At 66.2% G+C, this 21389-nt stretch carries 27 protein-coding genes and 3 tRNA genes; 28 read left to right on the top strand and 2 right to left on the bottom strand.

Translation table 11 applies throughout. The features are described from left to right. The first annotated feature begins 37 nt into the window (after nt 1-37). The 3 genes from gyrA to IU452_RS09585 all read left to right on the top strand — a co-directional run bounded on the left by gyrA (nt 38) and on the right by IU452_RS09585 (nt 3760). Nucleotides 38-2548: a DNA gyrase subunit A gene (gene gyrA, locus IU452_RS09595; protein ID WP_195108599.1), complete on the top strand. Its 2511-nt coding sequence runs from the start codon at nt 38-40 to the stop codon at nt 2546-2548. A 45-nt stretch (nt 2549-2593) separates the two neighbouring features. Continuing rightward, the gene (locus IU452_RS09590; protein WP_195108598.1) at nt 2594-3550 is read left to right on the top strand and encodes a DUF3566 domain-containing protein; all 957 of its coding nucleotides are present in this window, start codon (nt 2594-2596) and stop codon (nt 3548-3550) included. Nucleotides 3551-3686: 136 nt separating this feature from the next. Beyond that, nucleotides 3687-3760: transfer RNA gene (locus IU452_RS09585), tRNA-Ile, on the top strand. A 16-nt stretch (nt 3761-3776) separates the two neighbouring features. Here the strand turns inward: IU452_RS09585 and IU452_RS09580 are convergent. After that, nucleotides 3777-4916, bottom strand: a complete 1140-nt coding sequence (locus tag IU452_RS09580) for a hypothetical protein (RefSeq protein WP_195108597.1) — start codon at nt 4914-4916, stop codon at nt 3777-3779. A 141-nt stretch (nt 4917-5057) separates the two neighbouring features. On the opposite strand from IU452_RS09580, the gene IU452_RS09575 reads away from it, so the two are divergent. The 6 genes from IU452_RS09575 (at nt 5058) to IU452_RS09550 (ending at nt 9885) form a co-directional block, all read left to right on the top strand. Next, a tRNA-Ala gene (locus tag IU452_RS09575) sits at nt 5058-5130 on the top strand. A 116-nt stretch (nt 5131-5246) separates the two neighbouring features. After that, the gene (locus tag IU452_RS09570) at nt 5247-6722 is read left to right on the top strand and encodes a tyrosine-type recombinase/integrase (protein ID WP_195108596.1); all 1476 of its coding nucleotides are present in this window, start codon (nt 5247-5249) and stop codon (nt 6720-6722) included. Between the two features lie 46 nt (nt 6723-6768). Next, the gene (locus IU452_RS09565) at nt 6769-7635 is read left to right on the top strand and encodes a hypothetical protein (RefSeq protein ID WP_195108595.1); all 867 of its coding nucleotides are present in this window, start codon (nt 6769-6771) and stop codon (nt 7633-7635) included. A 574-nt stretch (nt 7636-8209) separates the two neighbouring features. Then, nucleotides 8210-8698 (top strand): hypothetical protein, encoded by a 489-nt coding sequence (locus tag IU452_RS09560; RefSeq protein ID WP_195108594.1) that lies wholly within the window; start codon nt 8210-8212, stop codon nt 8696-8698. A 600-nt stretch (nt 8699-9298) separates the two neighbouring features. Next, a complete protein-coding gene (locus IU452_RS09555; RefSeq protein ID WP_195108593.1) occupies nt 9299-9613 on the top strand; it encodes a helix-turn-helix domain-containing protein in 315 nt (104 codons plus the stop codon). Continuing rightward, nucleotides 9610-9885, top strand: a complete 276-nt coding sequence (locus IU452_RS09550; protein WP_195108592.1) for a hypothetical protein — start codon at nt 9610-9612, stop codon at nt 9883-9885. The genes IU452_RS09555 and IU452_RS09550 overlap by 4 nt, the downstream gene beginning before the upstream one ends. A 76-nt stretch (nt 9886-9961) precedes the next feature. On the opposite strand, the gene IU452_RS09545 is transcribed toward IU452_RS09550, so the two are convergent. Then, nucleotides 9962-10243: a hypothetical protein gene (locus IU452_RS09545; RefSeq protein ID WP_195108591.1), complete on the bottom strand. Its 282-nt coding sequence runs from the start codon at nt 10241-10243 to the stop codon at nt 9962-9964. On the opposite strand from IU452_RS09545, the gene IU452_RS09540 reads away from it, so the two are divergent. From IU452_RS09540 to IU452_RS39465, 19 genes are all read left to right on the top strand, one after another. Then, entirely contained in the window at nt 10242-10508 is a 267-nt protein-coding gene (locus tag IU452_RS09540; protein ID WP_195108590.1) for a hypothetical protein, read from the top strand. The genes IU452_RS09545 and IU452_RS09540 overlap by 2 nt on opposite strands. 68 nt (nt 10509-10576) lie before the next feature. Then, a complete protein-coding gene (locus IU452_RS09535; protein WP_195108589.1) occupies nt 10577-10753 on the top strand; it encodes a hypothetical protein in 177 nt (58 codons plus the stop codon). After that, nucleotides 10750-11478, top strand: a complete 729-nt coding sequence (locus IU452_RS09530) for a hypothetical protein (RefSeq protein WP_195108588.1) — start codon at nt 10750-10752, stop codon at nt 11476-11478. The genes IU452_RS09535 and IU452_RS09530 overlap by 4 nt, the downstream gene beginning before the upstream one ends. After that, entirely contained in the window at nt 11475-11828 is a 354-nt protein-coding gene (locus tag IU452_RS09525; RefSeq protein WP_195108587.1) for a hypothetical protein, read from the top strand. Before IU452_RS09530 ends, IU452_RS09525 begins: the two co-directional genes overlap by 4 nt. Before the next feature lie 89 nt (nt 11829-11917). Then, nucleotides 11918-12730, top strand: a complete 813-nt coding sequence (locus IU452_RS09520) for a PD-(D/E)XK nuclease-like domain-containing protein (RefSeq protein ID WP_195108586.1) — start codon at nt 11918-11920, stop codon at nt 12728-12730. Then, complete coding sequence (locus IU452_RS09515; protein WP_195108585.1) at nt 12727-13653, top strand: hypothetical protein; 927 nt, start codon at nt 12727-12729, stop codon at nt 13651-13653. Before IU452_RS09520 ends, IU452_RS09515 begins: the two co-directional genes overlap by 4 nt. After that, a complete protein-coding gene (locus IU452_RS09510) occupies nt 13650-13907 on the top strand; it encodes a hypothetical protein (protein ID WP_195108584.1) in 258 nt (85 codons plus the stop codon). Before IU452_RS09515 ends, IU452_RS09510 begins: the two co-directional genes overlap by 4 nt. Continuing rightward, complete coding sequence (locus IU452_RS09505; protein ID WP_195108583.1) at nt 13907-14953, top strand: hypothetical protein; 1047 nt, start codon at nt 13907-13909, stop codon at nt 14951-14953. Before IU452_RS09510 ends, IU452_RS09505 begins: the two co-directional genes overlap by 1 nt. After that, on the top strand, nt 14953-15849 hold the full coding sequence (locus IU452_RS09500) for a hypothetical protein (protein WP_195108582.1): 897 nt from the start codon (nt 14953-14955) through the stop codon (nt 15847-15849). The genes IU452_RS09505 and IU452_RS09500 overlap by 1 nt, the downstream gene beginning before the upstream one ends. Beyond that, nucleotides 15846-16199: a hypothetical protein gene (locus IU452_RS09495; protein ID WP_195108581.1), complete on the top strand. Its 354-nt coding sequence runs from the start codon at nt 15846-15848 to the stop codon at nt 16197-16199. Before IU452_RS09500 ends, IU452_RS09495 begins: the two co-directional genes overlap by 4 nt. Nucleotides 16200-16391: 192 nt before the next feature. After that, entirely contained in the window at nt 16392-16595 is a 204-nt protein-coding gene (locus tag IU452_RS39155; protein ID WP_324192523.1) for a hypothetical protein, read from the top strand. A gap of 1 nt (nt 16596) precedes the next feature. Then, nucleotides 16597-16722: a hypothetical protein gene (locus IU452_RS38850; protein ID WP_267467516.1), complete on the top strand. Its 126-nt coding sequence runs from the start codon at nt 16597-16599 to the stop codon at nt 16720-16722. Continuing rightward, a complete protein-coding gene (locus tag IU452_RS38060) occupies nt 16713-17396 on the top strand; it encodes a hypothetical protein (RefSeq protein WP_324192522.1) in 684 nt (227 codons plus the stop codon). Before IU452_RS38850 ends, IU452_RS38060 begins: the two co-directional genes overlap by 10 nt. Nucleotides 17397-17531: 135 nt before the next feature. Continuing rightward, complete coding sequence (locus IU452_RS09480) at nt 17532-18191, top strand: hypothetical protein (RefSeq protein ID WP_195108580.1); 660 nt, start codon at nt 17532-17534, stop codon at nt 18189-18191. After that, on the top strand, nt 18188-19306 hold the full coding sequence (locus tag IU452_RS09475; protein WP_267467515.1) for an XRE family transcriptional regulator: 1119 nt from the start codon (nt 18188-18190) through the stop codon (nt 19304-19306). The genes IU452_RS09480 and IU452_RS09475 overlap by 4 nt, the downstream gene beginning before the upstream one ends. Before the next feature lie 151 nt (nt 19307-19457). Beyond that, nucleotides 19458-20198 carry a DNA-methyltransferase gene (locus IU452_RS09470; protein WP_195108578.1) on the top strand — a complete coding sequence of 247 codons (741 nt, stop codon included), beginning with the start codon at nt 19458-19460 and terminating at the stop codon, nt 20196-20198. Then, nucleotides 20196-20270 (top strand) — tRNA-Ile (locus IU452_RS09465). The genes IU452_RS09470 and IU452_RS09465 overlap by 3 nt, the downstream gene beginning before the upstream one ends. Before the next feature lie 266 nt (nt 20271-20536). Continuing rightward, nucleotides 20537-20803, top strand: coding sequence for a DUF7427 family protein (locus IU452_RS09460; protein ID WP_195108577.1), 267 nt, complete (start codon nt 20537-20539; stop codon nt 20801-20803). After that, on the top strand, nt 20784-21071 hold the full coding sequence (locus IU452_RS39465) for an HNH endonuclease signature motif containing protein (protein WP_195108576.1): 288 nt from the start codon (nt 20784-20786) through the stop codon (nt 21069-21071). Before IU452_RS09460 ends, IU452_RS39465 begins: the two co-directional genes overlap by 20 nt. Nucleotides 21072-21389 lie beyond the last annotated feature (318 nt).

Genomic DNA, 21389 nt, shown 5'->3' with positions numbered 1-21389 from the left:
AGGATCACCTGACAAGACTTCCCACGGAGACGACTACATGACCGAGACCACCCTGCCGCCCAACGGTGGCGACCGCATCGAGCCGGTCGACATCCAGCACGAGATGCAGAACAGCTACATCGATTACGCGATGAGCGTGATCGTGGGTCGCGCGCTGCCCGAGGTGCGCGACGGCCTCAAGCCCGTGCATCGCCGGATCCTGTATGCGATGTACGACAACGGGTATCGGCCCGATCGCGGTTATGTGAAGTCGGCCCGCCCGGTCGCCGAGACCATGGGTAACTACCACCCGCACGGCGACGCGGCGATCTACGACACCCTGGTCCGCATGGCGCAGCCGTGGTCGTTGCGCTATCCCCTCATCGATCCCCAGGGCAACTTCGGATCTCGCGGCAACGACGGCCCGGCGGCCATGCGGTACACGGAGTGCCGCCTCACGCCGCTGGCGATGGAGATGTTGCGCGAAATCGACGAGGAGACAGTCGATTTCCAGGCGAACTACGACGGCCGCTCGCAGGAGCCGGTGGTTCTCCCCAGCCGTGTCCCGCAGCTGTTGATGAACGGCTCCGGCGGTATCGCCGTCGGCATGGCCACCAATATCCCGCCGCACAACCTGCGCGAGGTGGCCGAGGCGATCTTCTGGGCGCTCGAGAATCACGATGCCGATGAGGAGACCACCCTCGAGGCATGCATGGAGCGGATCAAAGGACCGGACTTCCCGACGCACGGCCTGATCGTCGGCACCCAGGGCATCCAGGATGCCTACCGGACCGGTCGCGGCGCGATCCGCATGCGCGGTGTGGTGGAGATCGAGGAGGACAACCGCGGTCGCACCACGATCGTCATCACCGAGCTGCCCTACCAGGTCAACACCGACAACTTCATCAATTCGATTGCCGAGCAGGTCAAGGACGGCAAGATCGCGGGCGTCGCCGACATCCACGACGAATCCTCCGACCGCGCGGGCCTGCGCATCGTCATCACCATCAAGCGGGACGCGATCGCCAAGGTCGTGCTGAACAACCTGTACAAGCACACCCAGCTGCAGACCAGCTTCGGCGCCAACATGCTGTCCATCGTCGACGGCGTGCCGCGCACGCTGCGGCTGGACCAGATGATCCGGCTCTACGTCACACACCAGTTGGATGTCATCGTCCGGCGCACCCGCTACCGGTTGCGCAAGGCCGAGGAACGCGCCCACATCCTGCGTGGTCTGGTCAAGGCGCTGGACGCGCTCGACGAGGTCATCGCCCTGATCCGGCGTTCGGCCGATACCGAGACCGCGCGCACCGGCCTGATGCAGCTGCTCGAGATCGACGAGATCCAGGCGACCGCGATTCTGGACATGCAGCTGCGCCGCCTGTCCGCCCTGGAACGGCAGAAGATCGTCGACGAGTTGGCCAAGATCGAGCTCGAGATCGCCGACTACAAGGACATCCTGGAGAAGCCGGAGCGGCAGCGCGCGATCGTACGCGACGAGCTGGCCGAGATCGTCGACAAGCACGGTGACGACCGGCGTACCAAGATCATTGCCGCGGACGGCGACGTCAGCGACGAGGATCTGATCGCCCGCGAGGACGTGGTGGTCACCATCACCGAGACCGGCTACGCCAAGCGCACCAAGACCGACCTGTACCGCAGCCAGAAGCGCGGCGGCAAGGGCGTGCAGGGCGCGGGTCTCAAGCAGGACGACCTGGTCAAGCACTTCTTCATCACCTCGACCCACGACTGGCTGCTGTTCTTCACCAACCTCGGCCGGGTGTACCGGGTCAAGGCCTACGAACTGCCCGAGGCCAACCGCACCGCGCGCGGCCAGCACGTCGCCAACCTGCTGGCGTTCCAGCCGGATGAGAAGATCGCCCAGGTCATCCAGATCAAGACCTACAACGACGCTCCCTATCTGGTGCTGGCCACCAAGAACGGCCTGGTGAAGAAGTCCAGGCTGACCGATTTCGACTCCAACCGCTCCGGCGGCATCGTCGCGGTGAATCTGCGCGATGGTGACGAATTGGTCGGCGCCGCACTGTGTTCGGCCGACGACGACCTGCTGCTGGTGTCGGCGCACGGGCAGTCGATCCGCTTCGCCGCCAACGACGAGGTGCTGCGTCCCATGGGCCGCGCCACCTCGGGCGTTCAGGGCATGCGGTTCAACACCGACGACGAGCTGCTGTCGCTCAATGTGGTGCGGGACAACACCTATCTGCTGGTCGCGACCGCCGGCGGCTACGCCAAGCGGACCGCGATCGAGGAGTACACCGCGCAGGGCCGCGGCGGTAAAGGCGTATTGACTATCCAGTACGACGTGAAACGTGGCAGTCTGGTGGGCGCGCTGATCGTCGACGACGACGATGAGCTGTACGCCATCACCTCCGGCGGCGGTGTCATCCGGACGGCGGCAAATCAGGTGCGCAAGGCGGGTCGGCAGACCAAGGGCGTGCGATTGATGAACCTCGGCGAGGGCGATACTTTGCTTGCGATCGCACGGAACGCCGATGAGCCCGATCAGGTTTCCGGCGAAGACGACACCAGCGGTTCCGAGAAGCAGTAATTTCTCCACAGGCAGCGGCGGCACGACGGATTGAAGGATCCCCAATTGACCACTCCGAACCAGCCGAATGACGAGCGGCACCACGCCAACGGTGTGACCGAGCGGATCGCGCCGTCCCCGATTCCGCCGCGGCCCATTCCGCGGCCCGGGGCGTCGGGTGAGAACGGATCGGGCAAGGCGCCCGAAATGTCCGACAAGCCAGGCGATCCCAAGGGGCAGGAGGCTCCGGCGGATTCGGCGCCGGAGCCCGCCGAGGCGGGCGGCGAGGGGCAGGGTGCCTCGCGGTTCGAGGACGGGTGGTCGCAGCTGCCGCAGCGGGAGCCGCAGTCCAACCTGAACCGCCCGGGTCAGGCGCCGGTGCCGGGCCGCCCGCCGGTCAATCCGGTCGGCCTCAACACCGGGGTGACCAATGCCCGCACCACCACCGACCTGGCGGCGAAGGCGGCCCGCAAGGAGGCCGCGATGGTGAAGTCCGTCGGCATCGACGGGCCCACCCGCAGCATCGCCCGGCCGGAGCTGGTCAAGGACATGCCCGATCTGTCGGAGCTGCGGCATCCGCTGCCGCCGACCGAGGCCGCCGGTCCGCAGCAGGTCTCACCCGCCGCTCAGGTGGCGGTCGCGCAGTCGGTCACCACGGGCGAGCCGCTGCGGGCCACCGTGCAGGTCCGCCACATCGACCCCTGGTCGACGCTGAAGGTGTCGCTGGTGATCAGCGTGGCCATGTTCTTCGTGTGGATGCTGGCCGTCGGCTTCCTCTACATCGTGCTGTCCGGCATGGGTGTGTGGGACCGGCTCAACAGCACCTTCACCGACATGGTGTCCGACAACGGCTCGACCTCGACGGCGCTGATCGATGCCGGCTCGGTGTTCGGCTATGCCGCCGTGATCGGCCTCATCAATGTGGTGTTGCTCACCGCCCTGTCCACGGTCGGTGTGTTCATCTACAACCAGTGCACCGATCTGGTCGGTGGTATCCAGGTCACCCTGGCCGACCCGGACTGAGGCCGAGCCCGGCCGGTTCCCGTCGGCCACTCACGGTCGGTTCCCGCCCGCAGGGCTGGGACCGGCCGTTTTGGTTATCCGGGGTGGGGTACGGTAATCTCGTGCCTCGGTTCGGGTGATACTCCCGAGCGGATGAGGGCCTATAGCTCAGGCGGTTAGAGCGCTTCGCTGATAACGAAGAGGTCGGAGGTTCAAGTCCTCCTAGGCCCACACTTTTCCTTCTCACTCACAGTGATGACACCGCAATCTGCTCGGTGAGCACCTTGCGCATGAAGGTCCGGTCGGACGCGCGTGGTTGCAGCAGACGCCAGCCGTGGTAGTAGGCGAAGATGTAGGGCCGTAGGAACGGATCGTCGAAAAAGCCTTCCAGGAATGCCAATTCGAGGTCGGGCAGCAGTGCGGTCCTCCCCAGATAGTCTCGGACGTGCGGCCATGGCGCTCCGTCCGCGACCAGGAAGGCCGCATTGCAGTACGCGCCGAACAGCATGTTCTCGGCGTGATGGATCGCGGCGTAATCGCTCGAGTCGGGCTGGAGTTCGTCGACGGTGTCGACGAGCCACCGTTGGGCCTGGTCGCCGGGGAAGATCAGGTGCTCGGCGTGCAGCCCGATTCCTTCGGATACGACGAAGGCGGGCGAGGGCATCACGCGGACCTGAATGTCCGGCCGGTCGGCCAGCCGGTCCTGTTTCATCATGAACTCGCAGATATGGCCGGGAAAGGCTTCGTGGGTGACGACGTAGCACAGGTCGGCCAGGTTGAACGGCAGCTGCGGATCCACGAAGACGGTTCCGTTCGGACCGCCGCGATACAGACCGCGGAACGGGCCGGGCGCGAATTCGCAGGTGATATCGATCTTCTCGGGCAATGGCAGAAATTCCTCGCTGCGCCTGCGGCTTTCGTCGACCGTGTGCAGCACCAGTTCGGCCAGTCGCGCGGTGTCTCCGGTCGGGAGGGTGTGACTCGTGCGCCAGGCTTCCATCCGTTCGGCGAGCGTGCCCCCGGTCTGCGGCAGACCTCGATCGAGCAGCTCATATGCCTCGTCGAATGCCGCGTCGGGAATCCAGTCGACCTCGATTCCGAGCATGCCGCGCACCTGGTCCCGCAGCGACAGCCGTTCTCCGGCCAACAGCCGGGCCATGGTGTGCAGAGCGCCGATCTGTTCGGCCAGCGCGACGTCGTCGACGGCGGCCGCGAGCTCCTCGGCGGCGGCGATCAGCTGTGCCGGATTCGGCAACGGCTCGGCGACGACCTCCGCGCGGTACCGTTCGGGCCCCCGATAATCCAGTATCCAATTCCCACTGGGGCTTTCGGCCACGAGCCGGTCGATTCGCAGCGCCAGCAAGGCGTAGTCACGCACAACATCCATATCCACACCATGCCGAAAACGGACCCGCGGTCGCATGACCTCACGAGTAGGGGCCGAACATACGTTCGGTATACTGTCTCGTGTTTTGACCATGGCCGAGGGCAGGCGGTACCGTTTCACGGCGCCGCACGCTGCGGCCGCGGGGCGTTAGCTCAATTGGCAGAGCACTGCCTTTGCAAGGCAGGGGTTAGGGGTTCGATTCCCCTACGCTCCACAACTGTCGGCGCAGGTCAACGGCAAGATCGGTGATCTTGACCAGGTCTGCGTCCACAGAGCGGTCCACATCACGAATCTGAGGGGATTCGGCGCCCGACGAAAGGCTGTCGGGGCATGCCCGCTCTTGTCGCTTCCCGTTCCCGCCGGTGCCGTACTCGCAAGCCGCCGACTCCGCGGCCGCGCCGCCGCGCGGACGGGTCGATCTACTACCAGATCCGCTACCGCATCCCGCGCGACGGGGACATCGTGGAGACCTCGAAGAGTTTCGACGACCCCGTCGCGGCGGTCCGATGGGCGAATCTGCTGCATCAGTTCGGCGCCGTCGAGGCCGAGCGGATCCTCGCCGCCCAGCTCCTCGCAACGGTCGAGGTCGTGACCCTGGTCGGGTGGTGCCGCCGCTACGCCGACCGGCTGACCGGCATCGAAGAGGCGACGCGGCAGCGCTACCACCGGTTCATCGACCGCGACATCGCGCCCTACTTCACCGAGTACCTGCCGATCGACGCGTTCTCCCAGGACATGGACGCCGCGTGGGTGGTGTGGCTCGAACAGGAGGTCGGCAACGGTGCCAAAACGATCGCGAACAAGCACGGGTTTCTCTCGGCCGCGTGCGCGGCGGCGGCCCGCCAGCGGCCCGAACCGCTGATCCCATACAACCCGTGCGCCGACACCCGCCTGCCGCCCGTGGACGGACCCGAGCTGGACTGGCTGGACGAGGACGAGTACGAACTGCTCGAGGCGCTCGTCGCCCCGCGCTGGCGTCCGCAACTGGAACTGTGCGTGCTGTCGATGGCGCGGCCGTCGGAGATCGCCGCGCTCACCGTCGGCGACATCGACCCCGCCACCGGGGCGGTGTCGATCACCAAGGCATACAAGTACGCCAACGGCAGGACCAAGCTCGGCAAGCCCAAGACCCGCCGCGGCGTCCGCACCGCCTACGTGCCCCTCGAGACCGTCGCCCGCCTGCCCCTGGCAGGGCGCCGCCCGGAGGAGCTGCTGTTCACCACCAGTACCGGCGGCCCGATCACCGTGACCTATTGGTACAAGAAGTGTTTCGTGCCCGCTCTCAAGCGGCTACGGGCTCTGGCTGCGGGCGATTTCGGGCCGTTCTCCCGCCGTGCGCATTGGGAAGGCGAGGCGCCGGAGGTGCTGCTCGCCCGGTACGCGCCGGTGATTGCGCGGCTGCTGGCCAAGCGGATCACCCCGTACACGTTGCGGCACACCGGGATTTCCTGGCGCCTGCAGGACGGGGTGCCGATCTGGGTCGTCTCCCGGGACGCGGGCCACGAGAGCATCAACACCACCGACAAGCGCTACGGGCACATCGGCCAGACCGCCAGCGCCGCCGCCGCGCAAACCGTGGCCAACCGCCTGCCGCGCCTGCGCAGCGAGGTCGTCGATCTCGAGCTCGTGCGCCGTCGGCGGCTCGCCCGCACCGGGCGGCTCGGCGAAATCACCGCGGTGGCCGGGGGATTCGAGGCGATCTGGATGGACCCCCACGGCGAGGTCCAATCCCAGGTCTTCACCTCCTACGACGCCGCGGTCGACCACGTCGCCCACTACGAGGCCGGCGATCCGATCGCCGCCTGAGCCAGCGATTACATTTCCTTGCCGTCGTGAAACGAAACCAAATCCTATGACCACCACCAGCGTTTCCGGACTCTGCCCCTTCCCGACCGGACCCGACAAGGTCTGCGGCCGGACCGTCGCGCAGCGATCCGGACCCGGCCGCCCCCGCACGTACTGTGACGACCCGAAACACAACGCGGTCAACCGGTTACGGGCCGATCGGCGCTACCGGGACCGGGCCGCTACGGCGGCGGCCGACACCGGTCCGCAGCGCCCGGTCACCGAGCGCGCGCAGAGCCTCGTCGGCGCGCTCGCCCGGATCGAGGAGCTCAAGGCCGAGCTGCTCGCCGAGCTGGCCGACACCGAGCAGCTGGCCGCCGACCTGGTCGACCCGCAACTGGTCGCGCTCGAGCTGGAGCAGGTCCAGCGCGAGGCCGCCGCGCGCGTCGACCAAGCCCGCGCCGCGCAGGCCGCCGCCGAGCATGACGCATTGCAGGCTCGCCGCGCGCGTGACGAGGCCCTCGAGCTGCAGCGAGTCGCGCTCGAGGCGGCCGAGGAGGCGATCGCGACCCGTGACGCGGCGGTCGAGGCCGTGTCACGGATGCGCGCGGACTGCGAGCAGGAGGTCGCCCGGGTGGCGGCGGTGGCCGACGCCGAGATCAGCACGGTGCACGCCGAGCGTGATCAGGCCGAGGCCGAGCGTGATGCCGCGGTCGACGCCGCCGAGAAGCTGCGCGCTGCGCTGGAAACAGCGCAGACGCGTCACCATGACGAACTGGCCGCGGTGCGCGCGGTCATTCAGTGGTCGCTCGACCGGTGGAGCACCGTCCGGCCGTTACCGATGAGCAGCCACGCGACAGGTGCCCGCGGGCGGGCGGCACGGCTACGTTCTCGACGATCGCGGGCCTTCCGGGGTGCGGATAGAGCCGCATGACATTGGTCGTGGAGGGCGCGACACGCCCATCGTCCACTTATTGCAGTGACGCTCGTCACAGTCATGGCAATAGCATGGCAAATATTTTGCCGGATCTCGGGGTGGGTTCCCTGTGGAAATGTCCGCCGATATCTGTGGATAACCACGAGCGATCTGGGGATAGATCGGTTGGCTTTGTGAGATCCTTGTCGTTATCGGTACGTGATAGGTGAACTTGCCTGTTTCGAAATGAAAGACTCGGACCGGTGTTCCGGAGATTCCCCAGGTAGATACCCTATCAGTGTCTACGTCGCCCTGTAGTAGGCGTTGGGAAATGGACTTTACCCGACCATCCACACGAGTTCGGTGCGGCCAGTAAACTTACCCGGAAGTCATGTGGTGGACGCGCTCCTAGGGTGCCCGAGCGCGTCGGTCTCATCCCCTACACTGAGCCTGCGCCGATAAGCCTGAAAATCATCGTCTGAAATCGATTGAGTTGTTGTTTTTCTTGTAGTGCTTTAGGTGGGGCTGGTCGGCGTGGCGGCGGCCCGGTGGGTTGCCGCGGTTGGACCGCTACAAGGGGAGGACTCCCACGATGACGGATGGTGCGCTGCTGGCGGGTATGCCCGGTTACGGGACGGCCCGCCTGGTCGCCACGAAAGAGGAACTGGCGGCGCTCGGCATCGTCATCGACCCCCCGTTCGGTGCGGTCGACTACGACCTGGATGCGGCGGGCAATGCCGTCGCCGAGATCGGCACCGTGGCCGTGCGCCGTACCGGTATCGTCGCCTCACCGCGGTGGGGTCTGACGATCGAGCAGGAGGCCGAGCTGGTCGGCCTGGCCGAAGCCGCGGTGTGGACGCCGCCGCGGAGGAAGGATGGCTGGCACTACGCCGGTAGCGTGTGGAGGTGCTGGGTCTTCTCGGTGCTTCCCGACGATCACCCGATGACCGGTCTTGTCAAGACCGGTGTGGTGAGTGCTCGCGCTCGCGACGCAACGGGTGCGGGCTGCGATAAGCCTTCCCGGACTCGACCACAGGGACGGCATCGGGGCCGCGGGTGCGACCGAGACGCATCTCTCTGAGCATGGCCAACAGGATCCGGCGGTTGTCCTCCGACAGCGTCGGATCGGTCCGGATGGCCGTCTCGGAGTCGGCCTCGGCTTCGGCGAGGATGATCCCCATGTCGGCCACCACCGCTCTGACCACAGTTGCCGGAGTGACGCCGAGTCCGGCAGCCAAGCCGAAGATCGTCGCCCGGCTCAGCGCCGGGTTGTCGCCGGTGGCGACTCGGCCGAGGTTGGACTTCCCGAGTTTCTCCCCACGCTCTACCGCACGCTGGACGACCTGTGCATCGGACAGACCGTTGATCTTCTTCTGCTGCTCGATCAGCGCGCCGAGATGGGTCTGTTCACGTGATGCCACGAGTTTCCCCTCTGCTCTGTTGGCACGAGCCTGCGGGCGAGGACACCACGATTGTGGTGTTCCTCTCCATCGCAGGACACCTAACTATCGCACGTTTTCCCAACTCTTTCCCCTGGTAGGTCTCACAACCGCGAGAGGGTTGGTAAGACGACTGGACACCAGATGATAACTGGAAGACCATTTTTTCTGGACATACTGGCCATGTATTGATAGCTTGGCCGAGTACCCGGGGTCGGACCCGGGTGGACCGAGAGGTGGCGATGATCCTCAAAGACCGGAAGAAACTGGCGCGGCTCATGGCGATCGAGGAGGTATCCCAGCGCGACCTCGCTCAGGCGGCGGGCTACAGGGCACATTCCTACATCGGCCGACTGCTCCGAGGTGAGGTGGACGGTCTCGGTGACGAGCCTGCCGCACGCATCGCTCGACGTTTGCAGGTATCGGTCGAAGATCTTTTTTTACCTGAATCGACCAGTAATTATGGTCAATCTGACCTTAGTGGTGGGGTAGGGGGTGGCGTGACCAATCTCGCGACGCGACCGATCGTTCCCGGCACCGCGAGGACCCCGGTATGAGCGAGGCCATGACACCGGACGAGGTCGAGACTTTTCCCTTGGCCTTTGTGGTCGAGAAGACCGGTGTTCCGTCCGAAGACTGGCTCCGGCGACGGCTCAACGCTCGACAGATCCCTGGCCGCCGCGCGGGCCGCGAGTGGCGCATGACACTCAGCGACATGGCCGCCCTCGTCGAGTACATGGCGACCGGCCCGAGCCGACCGGTCACGACCGACTCCACCGGACTCACCCCTGCCAGCCGCCGACGCCTCGAACGCCGCCGCACCCACTGAGACCTCCCTCGGTGCGGTGTGCGCCGACACCGCACCGAGGGCCCGCGTCCCGGAGAGGGACCGCCGGGTGACCCCCTCACACCCAGCTCTCCGGGACGCGCCCCACCACCGCCGAACAGGAGAATGAATGCCGACCAAAGCCACCGGCGGCCACCGCATCCCGTGCCAATACAAGAACGGCGCACCTGTCACCCCCGCCGAGGCCGAACTGATTGCCAGCGCCTTCGGTTTCACCAGCGCCCGCGAGATGGAGCGCATCATCGGCGAGGCCGAACGGCACCGCCGCCAGCGCAAGCTCGAAAACGAGGCCACGCTGACCTGCTCGCCACGGTCCACCGGCGGAAAGCGAGCGCGGCATGAACCCTGCCACCACTCGCGACCCCCGGGCCGATGCCCGAAACCAGTTGGCGACCGTGGCCGACCGCCTCGTGACCCTGTGCATTCACGCGGCATTCAGCGGCGGCGCGGTCGACCTGTTCCGTCTGGTGTCCATCGCCGAGGAAGCGGCGCAGATCTCGTTGTCGCTGACTCCGCTCGAGTCGTCGCCTGGCACCGAACAGGGGACCTCGACGCCCGGCACGGGTGGAGATGACCCCGTGCCGGACGTCCTGCCAAACCGTTAGCTCAGCGCGCTCGACCGAGTTCGCGGCTCGGCGAGCGCATTTCGCGATGACGAGAGGAATCGTAGCGAATGGGTATGCACCCCATCCTGTCGGAAAATCACGCACACGCCGCAGACCTCACAGTCGCGGCTGGTCTGGCTCGCTTGGAGGAGGACCTGCGCTGGGCTGGGCAGGCCGAGTTCGCCGACCGTGTCCAAGCCATCCTTGCCCGCCTGGGTTATGCCGCCGTGGCGGTGACCCGATGAGCACAGATCTGATCCCGGCGGCCGAAGGGTCACCGTTCGATTCGATCAAGCGCTCCCGTCCCGACGGGGCCGAGTACTGGTCGGCGCGGGAGTTGATGCCGTTGATGGGCTATGCCCGCTGGGAGAACTTCCTGGTGCCCCTGCGGCGGGCGATGAAAGCGGCCGAGAATCAAAACCACGACGTGACCAGCAATTTTCTGCGATCCCAGAGAATGTCGGAGACCAAACCGGCTGTGGATTTCGAGCTGTCGCGGTTCGCCGCCTATCTGGTCGCCATGAACGGCGACCCGAACAAGCCGGAAGTTGCTGCGGCGCAGGCGTACTTCGCGATCCAGACCCGCGTGGCCGAGACCGCCCCGACCGGGTCGTCTGCGGTGTTGTCCACCTTCGACGTCTTGCGTGCACAGATCGACCAGCTCGAGTCCGTGCACCGCACCGCGGAGGAGGCCAAGGCCATCGCCGCCAACACCGAGGCTCGACTCGACGCGATCGAGGGCCGCCACGACTGGTATTCCGCGCTCGGGTACGCGCGGCTCAACGGCATCGGCAACACCTCGACACAGTTCCTGAACAAGGTCGGACGCCAAGCGAGCATGATCGCCAAGGAACACGGAATCGACCCGGTGAAGGTTCCGCACCACCTGTATGGCGAGGTGAATTCGTACCCGGCCTGGATCTGGGAGACCGCATTCCACGGACACCGGTACGGGGGTGAGGACCGATGACCGGATCGGTACAGGTGATCGTTCGCGGAGAGATCCGCACGACGGTCGGCACGCTCGCCCCCGGCATGCATGCCGCGGCGTTCCCGTCCGGGGACGGCGGGTGGTTGGCCCAGGTGGCCGAACCTGTCGGTGAGGGCCGGTCTCGTCTGGTCGTGGTGGCGGGTCGGAAGGTGAAGCGGCGTAAGGCCGTCACCCCGGCCGATATCGCCCACGAGGAGTACGAGTTCGCGCGAACAATTCTGGGATACAGCCATACTCGCGCCCTGGCCTGGCTGATGGACGCCTATGGGGTGACCGAGCGCAGCCTGTTCCGGTGGGGATTCAGCAACCCGCGAACGGGGGCGGTGTGAACGACATCTGCTCTGTATCGGATCTCGACCGTGAGATCTGCCCCCACTGCCGCAACGCGGCTGAGCCGGTCGCGCCGACGGAGCCCGGTGTGTACGCGGGTATCCCGAACACCGTCTATCACGCCGATACGGCGTCGCTGTCCTCGTCCGGTGTGCGGCGGCTGCTAGAGACCTGCCCAGCGCAATTTCGGTATGAGCGCGACAACCCGCGCACCGATTCGGCCGACCACTTCGATATCGGCACCGCGTTCCACACCCTGACTCTCGGCGACGGCCCGGAAATCATGGTGGTCGACGCGGACTCGTGGCGCAGCAAGGACGCCCAGCGCCAGCAGATCCAGGCGTGGCAGACCGGACGGACACCGCTGTTGACCAAGCAGTACGCCACGGTCACGGCAATGGCCGACGCCGTGCGCGGCAACGAGTTGGCTGCGGTGCTGCTCGAGGGCGGCACGGCCGAGCTGTCGCTGTATTGCCGCGACCACGCCACAGGGGTGATGCTGCGGGCCCGTCCGGACTGGTTGCCCGAAAACACGGCCACACGCCTGATCATGGTCGACCTCAAAAGCGCCGACACCGCATGCCCCGCAACGTTTTCGGCGTCGGCCGCCCGCTACGGCTACGCCGAGCAAGCCGACTGGTACCGGCAGGTGGCCATCACTCTCGGCCTGGACCCCGATCCGGCGTTCGTGTTCATCGTCGTCAGTAAAAGGCCGCCGCATCTGGTGTCGGTGGTCGAGTTGGACACCGACGCGCTCGCCTACGGCCACTCCCGTAACCGCCGCGCCATCGACACCTATGCGCGCTGCGTGGAAACCGACACCTGGCCCGGCTGGGGCACCGACGTGCACCTGGTCGGCCTGCCGAACTGGGCCTACTACCAAGAGGAGAACCGCCCGTGAGCGCCCCCGCCCGTTACCAGCCGCTCGCTGCCGCCCCGACCGCCCGCGCGGAGGTGAGTCAGGCGACCGCGGTCGAGCAGTCCCGCGCCGTGGCTGAGGTCCACGCCGCCGTGCTGGTCGCCCAGCAGCGTCCGAGGAACAAGGCCGCCGCGGTCGAGGAGATGCGCGACGCCACCGCGCAAATGGCGGTCGCCGAGAAGGCGTATTACCGCTATCGCCGCGGCGGTGAACAGGTCACCGGCGCATCGATCCATCTTGCGAAGGAGCTCGCGCGTTGCTGGGGCAACATCGACTACGGGCTCAAGGAGCTGCGCCGTGACGACACCAAGGGCGAGTCGGAAATGCTCGCCCACGCCTGGGATATGCAAACCAACGCCCGGGCATCGACGACGTTCATCGTGCCGCACGTCCGCGACACCAAAGCTGGCGCGAAGAAGCTCACCGAAACCCGCGACATCTACGAGAACAACGCCAACGCCGGTGCCCGCCGTCTGCGCGAGCAGATCTACGCGGTACTGCCGTCCTGGTTCGTCGAGGAGGCGAAAGCCAACTGCGACCAGACCCTCGAGGACGGCGGCGGCCAACCGCTCACACAGCGAATCGCTAACGCCATCAAGGCATTCGAGTCCGTCGGCGTCACCGTCGCACAGCTTGAGGACAAGATCGGCCGCGCCTCGAACGACTGGACCGGTCACGACGTCGGCCAGCTGTCGACCATCTTCCAGTCCATCAAACGCGGCGAGGTCGCCGTCGACGATGAATTCGCCCCCGCACCACCCAAGCACGTAACCGCCGAAGAGATCACGAAGACAGGCCGCCGACGCAAGACCGACGGGGGAGACCCACCCGCGGCTGAGGGCGACCAGACCGGACAACGCGCACTCCCCGAACTCGGCGACCCTGCTCCTGGCGGGGGCGCATGAGCGAGGTCCTGATCGGGCCGTGGCCCGGGAGCCACGGCCAAGAGAGGCCGCCCGGGCGCCAACTCCGGCGGCCGATCCCGCACCGCTACAAGGTCGGCAAGCACGGCCCGGTCGTCCTCATGGACTGCCGGGAGTGCCGCCGACCATTCCACCCCGACATCGAAGTGCCCCGCGATCGGCTGTGTGTCGATTGCCGCACCGCCCGCAGCGTCGCAACGCCGATGTTGGACCTCAACGGCTTGGAGGGCGGTTGATGCTCCGAACAGGCGAGCTAGCCTCGACCAAACTCGATGCGCGGCTGCAACTTCTAAGTCTGGGCGCCGGTGTCCAATCAACCACGCTGGCACTCATGGCCTGCCGCGGCGAAGTCCTGCCGAACGGCGATTCGATGCGCGTCGACGGCGCAATCTTCGCCGATACGGGGTGGGAGCCGCGCCGGGTGTACGAGCATCTCGACCGACTCGCCGCCGAACTCGCCCGCGCCGGAATTCCCCTCTACCGAGTGAGCAAGGGCAACCTTCGCGCCGACACCCTCGACCCGAACGCGCGGTTCGTGTCCATCCCGTACTACACCCTCGCCCCCGAGGGCACGATGGTCCGCGACGAGATCACCGAGCACGACAACCACGGGCACCCGGTAATCGTCGGCTACAGCGACCCACGGCCCGCGACCCGCGCCGAGCGCGAAGGCATGGGGCGGCGGCAATGCACCTACGAGTACAAGCTCAAACCGATCAACCGTGCCGTGCGGATGCTGCTCGGCGCGACTCCGCCCGGCTACCGCACGGTGCCGCGCGGTCGGGTCGCCGAACAGTGGATCGGGTTCTCGACCGACGAGGTGCACCGTGTCAACGATCGCCCTGAGAACCGCTACACCCGCAAGCGGTATCCGCTGCTTGAGCTCGGTATGTCCCGCAAGGACTGCGAGCGCTGGCTGCGCGCGGCCGGATGGGGTGCGGTCGCCAAGTCCGCGTGTATCGGATGCCCATATCACGGGAATCGTCAATGGCGCGAGATGCGCGACCACTACCCCGATGAATGGGCCGACGTCGTCGATTTCGACCGGCGGATCCGCAAGGGCGGCACCCGCACCGGTGCTGCGCAGCTCGACGGAGAGGCGTTCTTGCACCGTGCCCGTGTGCCGCTGGAACTCGCGCCGATCGACCATGTCACCCGGCGCGAATGGGCCGACCGACAGCTCGACATCTTTGACGAATTGGCCGAGCACGGCGACCCGGACGGCTGCTCGCCCTATGGATGTCGCTCCGGGATGCCCCTGCGCACGGTCGAGGTGGCCTGATGGCGCGCACCCTGGATCCGCGCGAGTTCGTCCGGGTGCACAGTGGGATGCCCGAACACCCGAAGGTGGAACCGCTGTCCGACAGCGCCTTCCGCGCTCTGGTCGAGGCATGGTGCCTGTGCCGCCGCAGCCGCAACGACGGTCGCATCCCCTTGCAGGTCTGGACACGGCGCTGGAAGGCCAAGGCCCGCAAAGAACTCATCGACACCGGACTCGTGTACCTCGACGACGACGCCGCAGTCGTACACGACTGGCTCGAACACCAACCTAGCGCCGACGAACTCGACCAGCGCCGCACCGCTCGCGCCGAGGCGGGCCGCAAGGGCGGACAGAAGTCCGGCGAGACCCGCCGAACACGAAGCAAACCCGGAACCTACCGGGAAGCAAATGCTTCGGGCGAAGCGAAGCAAACGCCGAAGCAAAACGGCAACGGAATCGAACCAGACTCAGAGATAGAGATAGAGAACTCTGGTCACCTACCTAACGGCACTTACGAAACCAACCCGCGCGACGACGACGCCACGCCCCACGGCCCCGCCGTCGACGGGCACGGCTGGAAGCTCGTCCGCCAAGTGATCCCTGACGACCACCCTCACGCGGTGCGCACCGATCTCGCCATCCGCGCCGGTGCCCTGCTGAAGACCGGCACCGCCGAGGCCGATGTGCGGCAAGCCCTCTCGCTGTGGCTGGACAAGCCGAAACTCGGCCCTGGCGTGCTGCCGTCGCTGGTGTCCGAGGTGGTGCGCGTGCGCACCCGGTCCCCCACCGCATCGGCCGAAGGCGCGGCCACCAGCAAGGCCCGAGGCTGGCTCGAACTCGGCGCACAACTCGACCACGGTCCGCCCTCCGCTGGCCACCTCGGCCCGAACCCGCATGAGCAGAGAGCGATTCAATGACCACACCCGCCGAAGCGTCGCAGGTACTCGCCAAGTGCGCCGCCTTCGATCCGACATTCTCCAAGCCCGACATCGCCCTCGCCCACGGCTGGGCCGAGGCGTTTACTCGCTACGATCTCGCGCTTGCTGATCTGCTCGAGGCCGTTACCCGGCACTATTGCGAATCCGCCGACCGCGCCATGCCCAAACACCTGATCCACCACGCCCGCGAGCTTCGTCGCGACCGTGCCGAGCGTGAAAAGGCCCACCTCGCAGCCCTCCCCGCCCCGCCCGCGTCCGAAGACCGGCGTGCCGAAGTGATGCGCCTAGTGCGCAAGATCGCCGACGACAAGGCGGTCGCCAATGCGTGACCGCACCAACGAACTACCGCGCCGAACCCGCTCGCGCGCGAGCGCCCGAAAAGCTGGCACCGCCTTCGAAACCCGCATTGCGGATACCTGGCGGTCGAGGTCGACGACCGGATCGAACGTCGCACCCGCAACGGTGCCAAGGACCGCGGCGACATATCCGGCCTACGCACCGCCGGCGGGCGTCGAGTCGTCTTGGAATGCAAGGACTACGGTGGCCGACTGTTACCCGGTCAGTGGCTCACCGAGGCCGAGGTCGAGAGAGGCAACGACGACGCTATCGCCGCTGCGATCGTCGCCAAGCGGCGTGGCGTCAGCGACCCCGGCGAGCAGTACGTGCTCATGACGCTCCGGGATTTCGTCGCGCTCACCACCGGCACCCGGCCCGAGGAGGCATGAGATGACCGTCGGACCATTCGGGTACCACCCGCCACTGCCGCCGGACGCCCCGAAGTGGCGGAAGCTGCTGCGCCGCATCTTCGACACCGCAAACGGGTTGCTGTACTGGAGCATTCCGTGGCTGTAGCCGACACCGATCATCTGTACCTGTCTCGGCCCGAGATTCAGCAATTGGTCGAGCTGCTGAGCCGAATCCCTTCGCTTGCCGAGGATCTCGCGGTCACCGAGACCCGCCAGGCAAACGTCAGCAAAGTCGGTCTGGCGGCACCGCGCCGATCGTGTCGCGTCGGCGCGCAGCTGCCGATGCACCTGGGCGCGTTCGAAGCGGCCGAGCAGTTGCGCAATGAGCTGTCCGGCTGGGTGCGGCTGGTGTGCGAGCAGCGTGCGGTCGCCGTTCCCGCGGTCGATGACCTGATCAGTGCGGCGCGGTGGCTGGACCGGCACGTGTACGCGCTGGCCATGACGCCCGGCGCCGAGACCGCGCTCGGCGATATCAAGGCCACGGTCGACGAATGTCAGCGCGTGGTGGATCTGCCGCCCGAGGACGAGGTGTTCATCGACGAGGCACGGTTACGGGCGGCGAACAACACCGTGCTGACGGCCGACCAAGTGGAGAAGATCGCGCACCGGCTCGGCGACATCGGCATCGGTCTCAACCGTGACAGGGTGCGGTATCTCGCCAAGAAGGGGCTGCACGCCGCGGCGGTCGACGGCGTGACGAAGTTCTACCGGCTAGGTGACGTGCTGGTCGCGCATTTAAAGCATGCGCGGCGGCGAAGGGGCGGAGGATCGGTTACGTGATCGGCTTGATCGGCGGCGTGCCGTAATCTACAGCGAGGACACCGACCATGATCATGTCATGTCCGGATTTCCGACCTCATCTGTGGTAAATTTTCTGGACGTTAAGCGGGGTCCTACACACGAAAGGCGGGTGACGTGGCAGTCCTGTACAGGAAACATGTTCCCCAACCTCAGCCCAATCCGCTGCAGCGGTTCAACCTGACCCAGGCGGAAGTCCACGACCGCATCATCCGGCCTGCAGTACACGACGCCGAGAACGCCAACCCACTGTCCCCACCGGGTACCCCGGGGCAACGGATGCATCAGGCCGCTGTCGCGTTCCTGCGCGAACTCCTGATCCCTCGCGACTGGAAGATCGATCAGAACGACGGCGTCGCCCGCACTGTCAACCCCGAGCGCGGGTTGGCAATCGTTGTCGCTGCCGGCAACGAGTTCACGGGACTGGCCGGAACTGATGACGAGTTGACAACCAAGTGGCCCAAGGGCCACTGCGCGTTGGCGAAGACTCGGTGTGTTGCCGACGGGTTCGATGCTATCGACCCTGACTTCCCGGCTTCGGATACCGCTGTGGGGCTATGGGATGTCTGGTATCTGCTGCACCGCCCGGACGCCGATGAGATTCGTATAGAACTTAGCGCGCCAACCTATCTCGACAAGAGCAAGTATCCGCGTGGCTGGCGGGAACGCATCATTCTCGATCCGCTCGATCTGACCCCCACCGTCGATATCGATCCCGGCCCCGACGACGAAGACGACGACCAGGGCAATGTAGATGTCCCGGTCCCTCCCAAATGACGACAGCTTCAACACGGTTCGTGCCCTCTCGGCTCGTCTTCGCACGACGACGAGCTGGGTTGGCGCGCACCCACCTGGCCTCGGCGCTCGATGTCGCCGAGAAGACGGTCCAACGATGGGAAACAGGGGATGACGAGCCCTCCCTCGAACGACGAATCGAACTCGCTCGCACCCTCCGTGTTTTGCCGGAGTTCTTCAGCCTCGACGAGATCGACCCGTTAGCTGTCGACGGCGTCAGCTTCCGCGCTCTGAGCAAGATGACCGCACGCGAGCGCGACCGTGCGATATCGGCTGGCAAGCAAGGTGTGGAGATCATGGAATGGGTCGAACGACGATTCACTTTGCCTGCCAACAACATTCCCGCGCTGACCGACTGGGATCCTGAGCTGGCCGCCGATACGCTACGCGCCCGCTGGGATCTCGGCACAGGCCCGATCAAGCAGTTGCTGCCCGTGATGGAACTGCACGGCGTCCGCGTGATGAGCATCGCCTCCGACTTCCGCGATGTCGATGCCTTCAGCTTCTACCACCGCGGCACCCCGTTCGTATTCCTCGACACCAGCAAGACCGCTGAACGCCTGCGATTCGATGCCGCCCACGAACTCGGGCATCTATGCCTACACGGTGAGCACGCGGTTCCCCACGGCCGGGAAGCCGAAACAGCAGCGAATCAGTTCGCCGCCGCTCTCCTCATGCCCCGTCGAGACGTGCTGGCACTTGGACTGCATAACCCGAGCGTCCGGGAGATCATTCGGGCGAAATCGCGCTGGCGGGTCTCGGCGACGGCCTTGGCGGGGCGCCTACACAGCCTGGGGCTCATGACTGACTGGACATACCGCTCAGCGCTCGTCGAACTCAGCAAACGTGGATTCCGTTCCGCTGAGCCGGGATCGAAGCTGGCCCACGAGTCTTCGCAGGTAATGGGGAAGGTCCTGGCAGCCCTCCGCGGCCAGGGGTTCACAATCCGGAAGATTGCCGCCGAATTCGGGCTGCCGTCGGACGGACTGACCGAGTACCTGTTCGGGCTCACCATCACCCAACATGCGGGAGACGGCGCTGGCGCATCCCTTGGATCAGCACAGCGACCACGGCTCACCGTGGTGCCCTCCAGATGACGGACTGCGGATGTGGCGTGCCGGATGGCTTGACATCTGTTGTCCCCCCAGTGATGCTTAGAGTGGGCAAGGAGTGGATCGGCAATCAGCTGGCCACTCCATTTTCATGCCCGGATCAGTCGAGCGGGGCCTGCACGACAGGAAGCATCCCATGTCCGACAACGCCTCGTTACTCACCGGCGAAATCATCTGCGGCGAAGCGCTCGCCACCATGCGAGATCTGCCCACCGCATCGTTCGATGCCCTGATCACCGATCCGCCATACTGCAGCGGCGGCACGAGCACCCCGGACCGCACCAGCCGCACCGCGCACGAGAAATACACCGACTCAGGATCGTCCGCGCGGGCGATGCCCGACTTTCCCGATCAGCGTGACCAGCGGTCGTTCACCCTGTGGTGCACGTTCTGGCTCACTGAAGTCCTTCGCCTCGTCCGCCCCGGCGGGCAGGCGCTCGTGTTCACCGATTGGCGGCAGTTGCCCGCCCTGTCCGATGCGCTGCAGTGCGCGGGCTGGCGGTGGCGCGGAATCGTGGTGTGGGCCAAGACCTCAGCACGCCCGCAGGCCGGATTCCGCAACGAGTGCGAGTACATTCTGTGGGCCTCGCACGGCCAGCTGCCCAGTGACCATCGCCCGCCGTGCCTTCCCGGCGTCTACACCATCGCCAGCCCGAGAGGCAGACAGCGCCAGCACATCACGGCCAAGCCCGTCGAGCTCATGCAACACCTCGTGCGCACCGTGCCGCCCGGTGGCCGGATCCTCGACCCCTTTGCAGGCAGCGGCACTACCGGTGTCGCCGCCTATGTTGAAGGCCGGCAGTTCCTCGGCATCGAGGCCACCGCTGGCTACGCCCAGATCGCAACCGAGCGATTGCACAGCAACACATCGACGTAGCCGGGTAGAGCAGCGGTAGCTCGCCAGCCCAATTCGCTGGAGGTCGCCGGTTCGAATCCGGCCCGGCACCCACAACCGTGCAGCGCGTCAAACCGGGATTTGTGCCCGGCAAGCGCACCCAACGAGCCACGCCCCGCGGCTCCACAAACCCGTCCGAGCACACGCGGGTGGTGTTGCTGCGCGCTGCACCCCAACTCCCGGTCGAGACCGATTCGGCCACAACCGAGTAGGAGAAACATCATGGGCAGCGTCGACATGGACACCCTGCTGGTCTTCGGCAGGATCGCGGTCATCGTGATCAAGGCCCTAGCCGAGATCGTCGGTGTGCTGGCCTGATCATGAGAGTGACCGGCGGTGCGGCATTCGCCGCGTTCACTGTGGCATGGGTGGTCTGTGACGGCTTGGCCGCGCAGGATCAGCAGCTCACCGACGCTGCGCGTCGGCTGCACCGCCGGTATCCGATCGGCTGGTCCGTTGCCGTCATCCTCACGGCCGCACACCTACTCGACCTGTACCGGACACTCGGTGTACCCGAGTGTGATCCCTACACACGCGCAGCGAGGCTCGCTCGCTGGTTTATCGACCATGTGGTCGCGCGCTCCTGACCGGTACCGCGGTGTCCCTCGCGCGCAGGCTGAACGAATCCGCCTGCGCGACAATCGCACATGTCAGAATTGCGGAGCGCCCGGCTACCAGGTCGACCACAAAACCAACGTCGCTCGTGGCGGCACGAACGACGACGAGAACCTGTGGGTGCTCTGTGACAGCTGCCACGCCGCAAAGACCAAGAGCGAAGCGGCGCAAGGCATCGCGCGCCGCAGCAGACACCGCCCCGCCGAGCCGCATCCCGGCCGCCTATCCCCTGGGGGATGACCCCGGATCGGGAACGGTCAGCTGGCGGGTGTCATAGCACCCCGGATCATGCGTGCGGCTTCCCCGGGTTTTGCCAGAACCAGGTTCTTGCCAGATCTGCCTTGACGTCCGAATTCTTGGGTCTAAGTCAACTTATCGGATTTTTTGGTGACACCCCGATGCTGAGCTCGGCAAACGGGCCGCAAGCCACGCAGCAGACCCGCCGAAGATCGTCGTCAGCAGCAAGCATTCGATCTGGAACGGCGTGGGCATGCCGTCGAAATCTGCAAGAACCTGAGCCGCTACAGCACACGCAGCCATCACGGCAGCGGCAAGTGC

The sequence above is a fragment of the Nocardia transvalensis genome (genome assembly GCF_015477765.1).
GTDB lineage: Bacteria > Actinomycetota > Actinomycetes > Mycobacteriales > Mycobacteriaceae > Nocardia > Nocardia transvalensis_A.
This window is presented reverse-complemented; position numbering and strand designations above follow the sequence as displayed.

Excerpts from the sequence above, each read along its gene's own strand:
- IU452_RS09565 (WP_195108595.1), top strand. The coding sequence starts at position 6,769 with ATGACCACCACCAGCGTTTCCGGACTCTGCCCCTTCCCGACCGGACCC.
- IU452_RS09545 (WP_195108591.1), bottom strand. The coding sequence starts at position 10,243 with ATGCCGCGCTCGCTTTCCGCCGGTGGACCGTGGCGAGCAGGTCAGCGT.
- IU452_RS09550 (WP_195108592.1), top strand. The coding sequence starts at position 9,610 with ATGAGCGAGGCCATGACACCGGACGAGGTCGAGACTTTTCCCTTGGCC.
- IU452_RS09495 (WP_195108581.1), top strand. The coding sequence starts at position 15,846 with ATGACCACACCCGCCGAAGCGTCGCAGGTACTCGCCAAGTGCGCCGCC.
- IU452_RS39465 (WP_195108576.1), top strand. The coding sequence starts at position 20,784 with ATGTGGTCGCGCGCTCCTGACCGGTACCGCGGTGTCCCTCGCGCGCAG.
- IU452_RS09555 (WP_195108593.1), top strand. The coding sequence starts at position 9,299 with ATGATCCTCAAAGACCGGAAGAAACTGGCGCGGCTCATGGCGATCGAG.
- IU452_RS09505 (WP_195108583.1), top strand. The coding sequence starts at position 13,907 with ATGCTCCGAACAGGCGAGCTAGCCTCGACCAAACTCGATGCGCGGCTG.
- IU452_RS09510 (WP_195108584.1), top strand. The coding sequence starts at position 13,650 with ATGAGCGAGGTCCTGATCGGGCCGTGGCCCGGGAGCCACGGCCAAGAG.
- IU452_RS09530 (WP_195108588.1), top strand. The coding sequence starts at position 10,750 with ATGAGCACAGATCTGATCCCGGCGGCCGAAGGGTCACCGTTCGATTCG.
- IU452_RS09535 (WP_195108589.1), top strand. The coding sequence starts at position 10,577 with ATGGGTATGCACCCCATCCTGTCGGAAAATCACGCACACGCCGCAGAC.
- IU452_RS09525 (WP_195108587.1), top strand. The coding sequence starts at position 11,475 with ATGACCGGATCGGTACAGGTGATCGTTCGCGGAGAGATCCGCACGACG.
- IU452_RS09475 (WP_267467515.1), top strand. The coding sequence starts at position 18,188 with ATGACGACAGCTTCAACACGGTTCGTGCCCTCTCGGCTCGTCTTCGCA.
- IU452_RS09470 (WP_195108578.1), top strand. The coding sequence starts at position 19,458 with ATGTCCGACAACGCCTCGTTACTCACCGGCGAAATCATCTGCGGCGAA.
- IU452_RS09560 (WP_195108594.1), top strand. The coding sequence starts at position 8,210 with ATGACGGATGGTGCGCTGCTGGCGGGTATGCCCGGTTACGGGACGGCC.
- IU452_RS09460 (WP_195108577.1), top strand. The coding sequence starts at position 20,537 with ATGAGAGTGACCGGCGGTGCGGCATTCGCCGCGTTCACTGTGGCATGG.
- IU452_RS09570 (WP_195108596.1), top strand. The coding sequence starts at position 5,247 with ATGCCCGCTCTTGTCGCTTCCCGTTCCCGCCGGTGCCGTACTCGCAAG.
- IU452_RS09540 (WP_195108590.1), top strand. The coding sequence starts at position 10,242 with ATGAACCCTGCCACCACTCGCGACCCCCGGGCCGATGCCCGAAACCAG.
- IU452_RS09580 (WP_195108597.1), bottom strand. The coding sequence starts at position 4,916 with ATGGATGTTGTGCGTGACTACGCCTTGCTGGCGCTGCGAATCGACCGG.
- gyrA (WP_195108599.1), top strand. The coding sequence starts at position 38 with ATGACCGAGACCACCCTGCCGCCCAACGGTGGCGACCGCATCGAGCCG.
- IU452_RS09500 (WP_195108582.1), top strand. The coding sequence starts at position 14,953 with ATGGCGCGCACCCTGGATCCGCGCGAGTTCGTCCGGGTGCACAGTGGG.
- IU452_RS38850 (WP_267467516.1), top strand. The coding sequence starts at position 16,597 with ATGACCGTCGGACCATTCGGGTACCACCCGCCACTGCCGCCGGACGCC.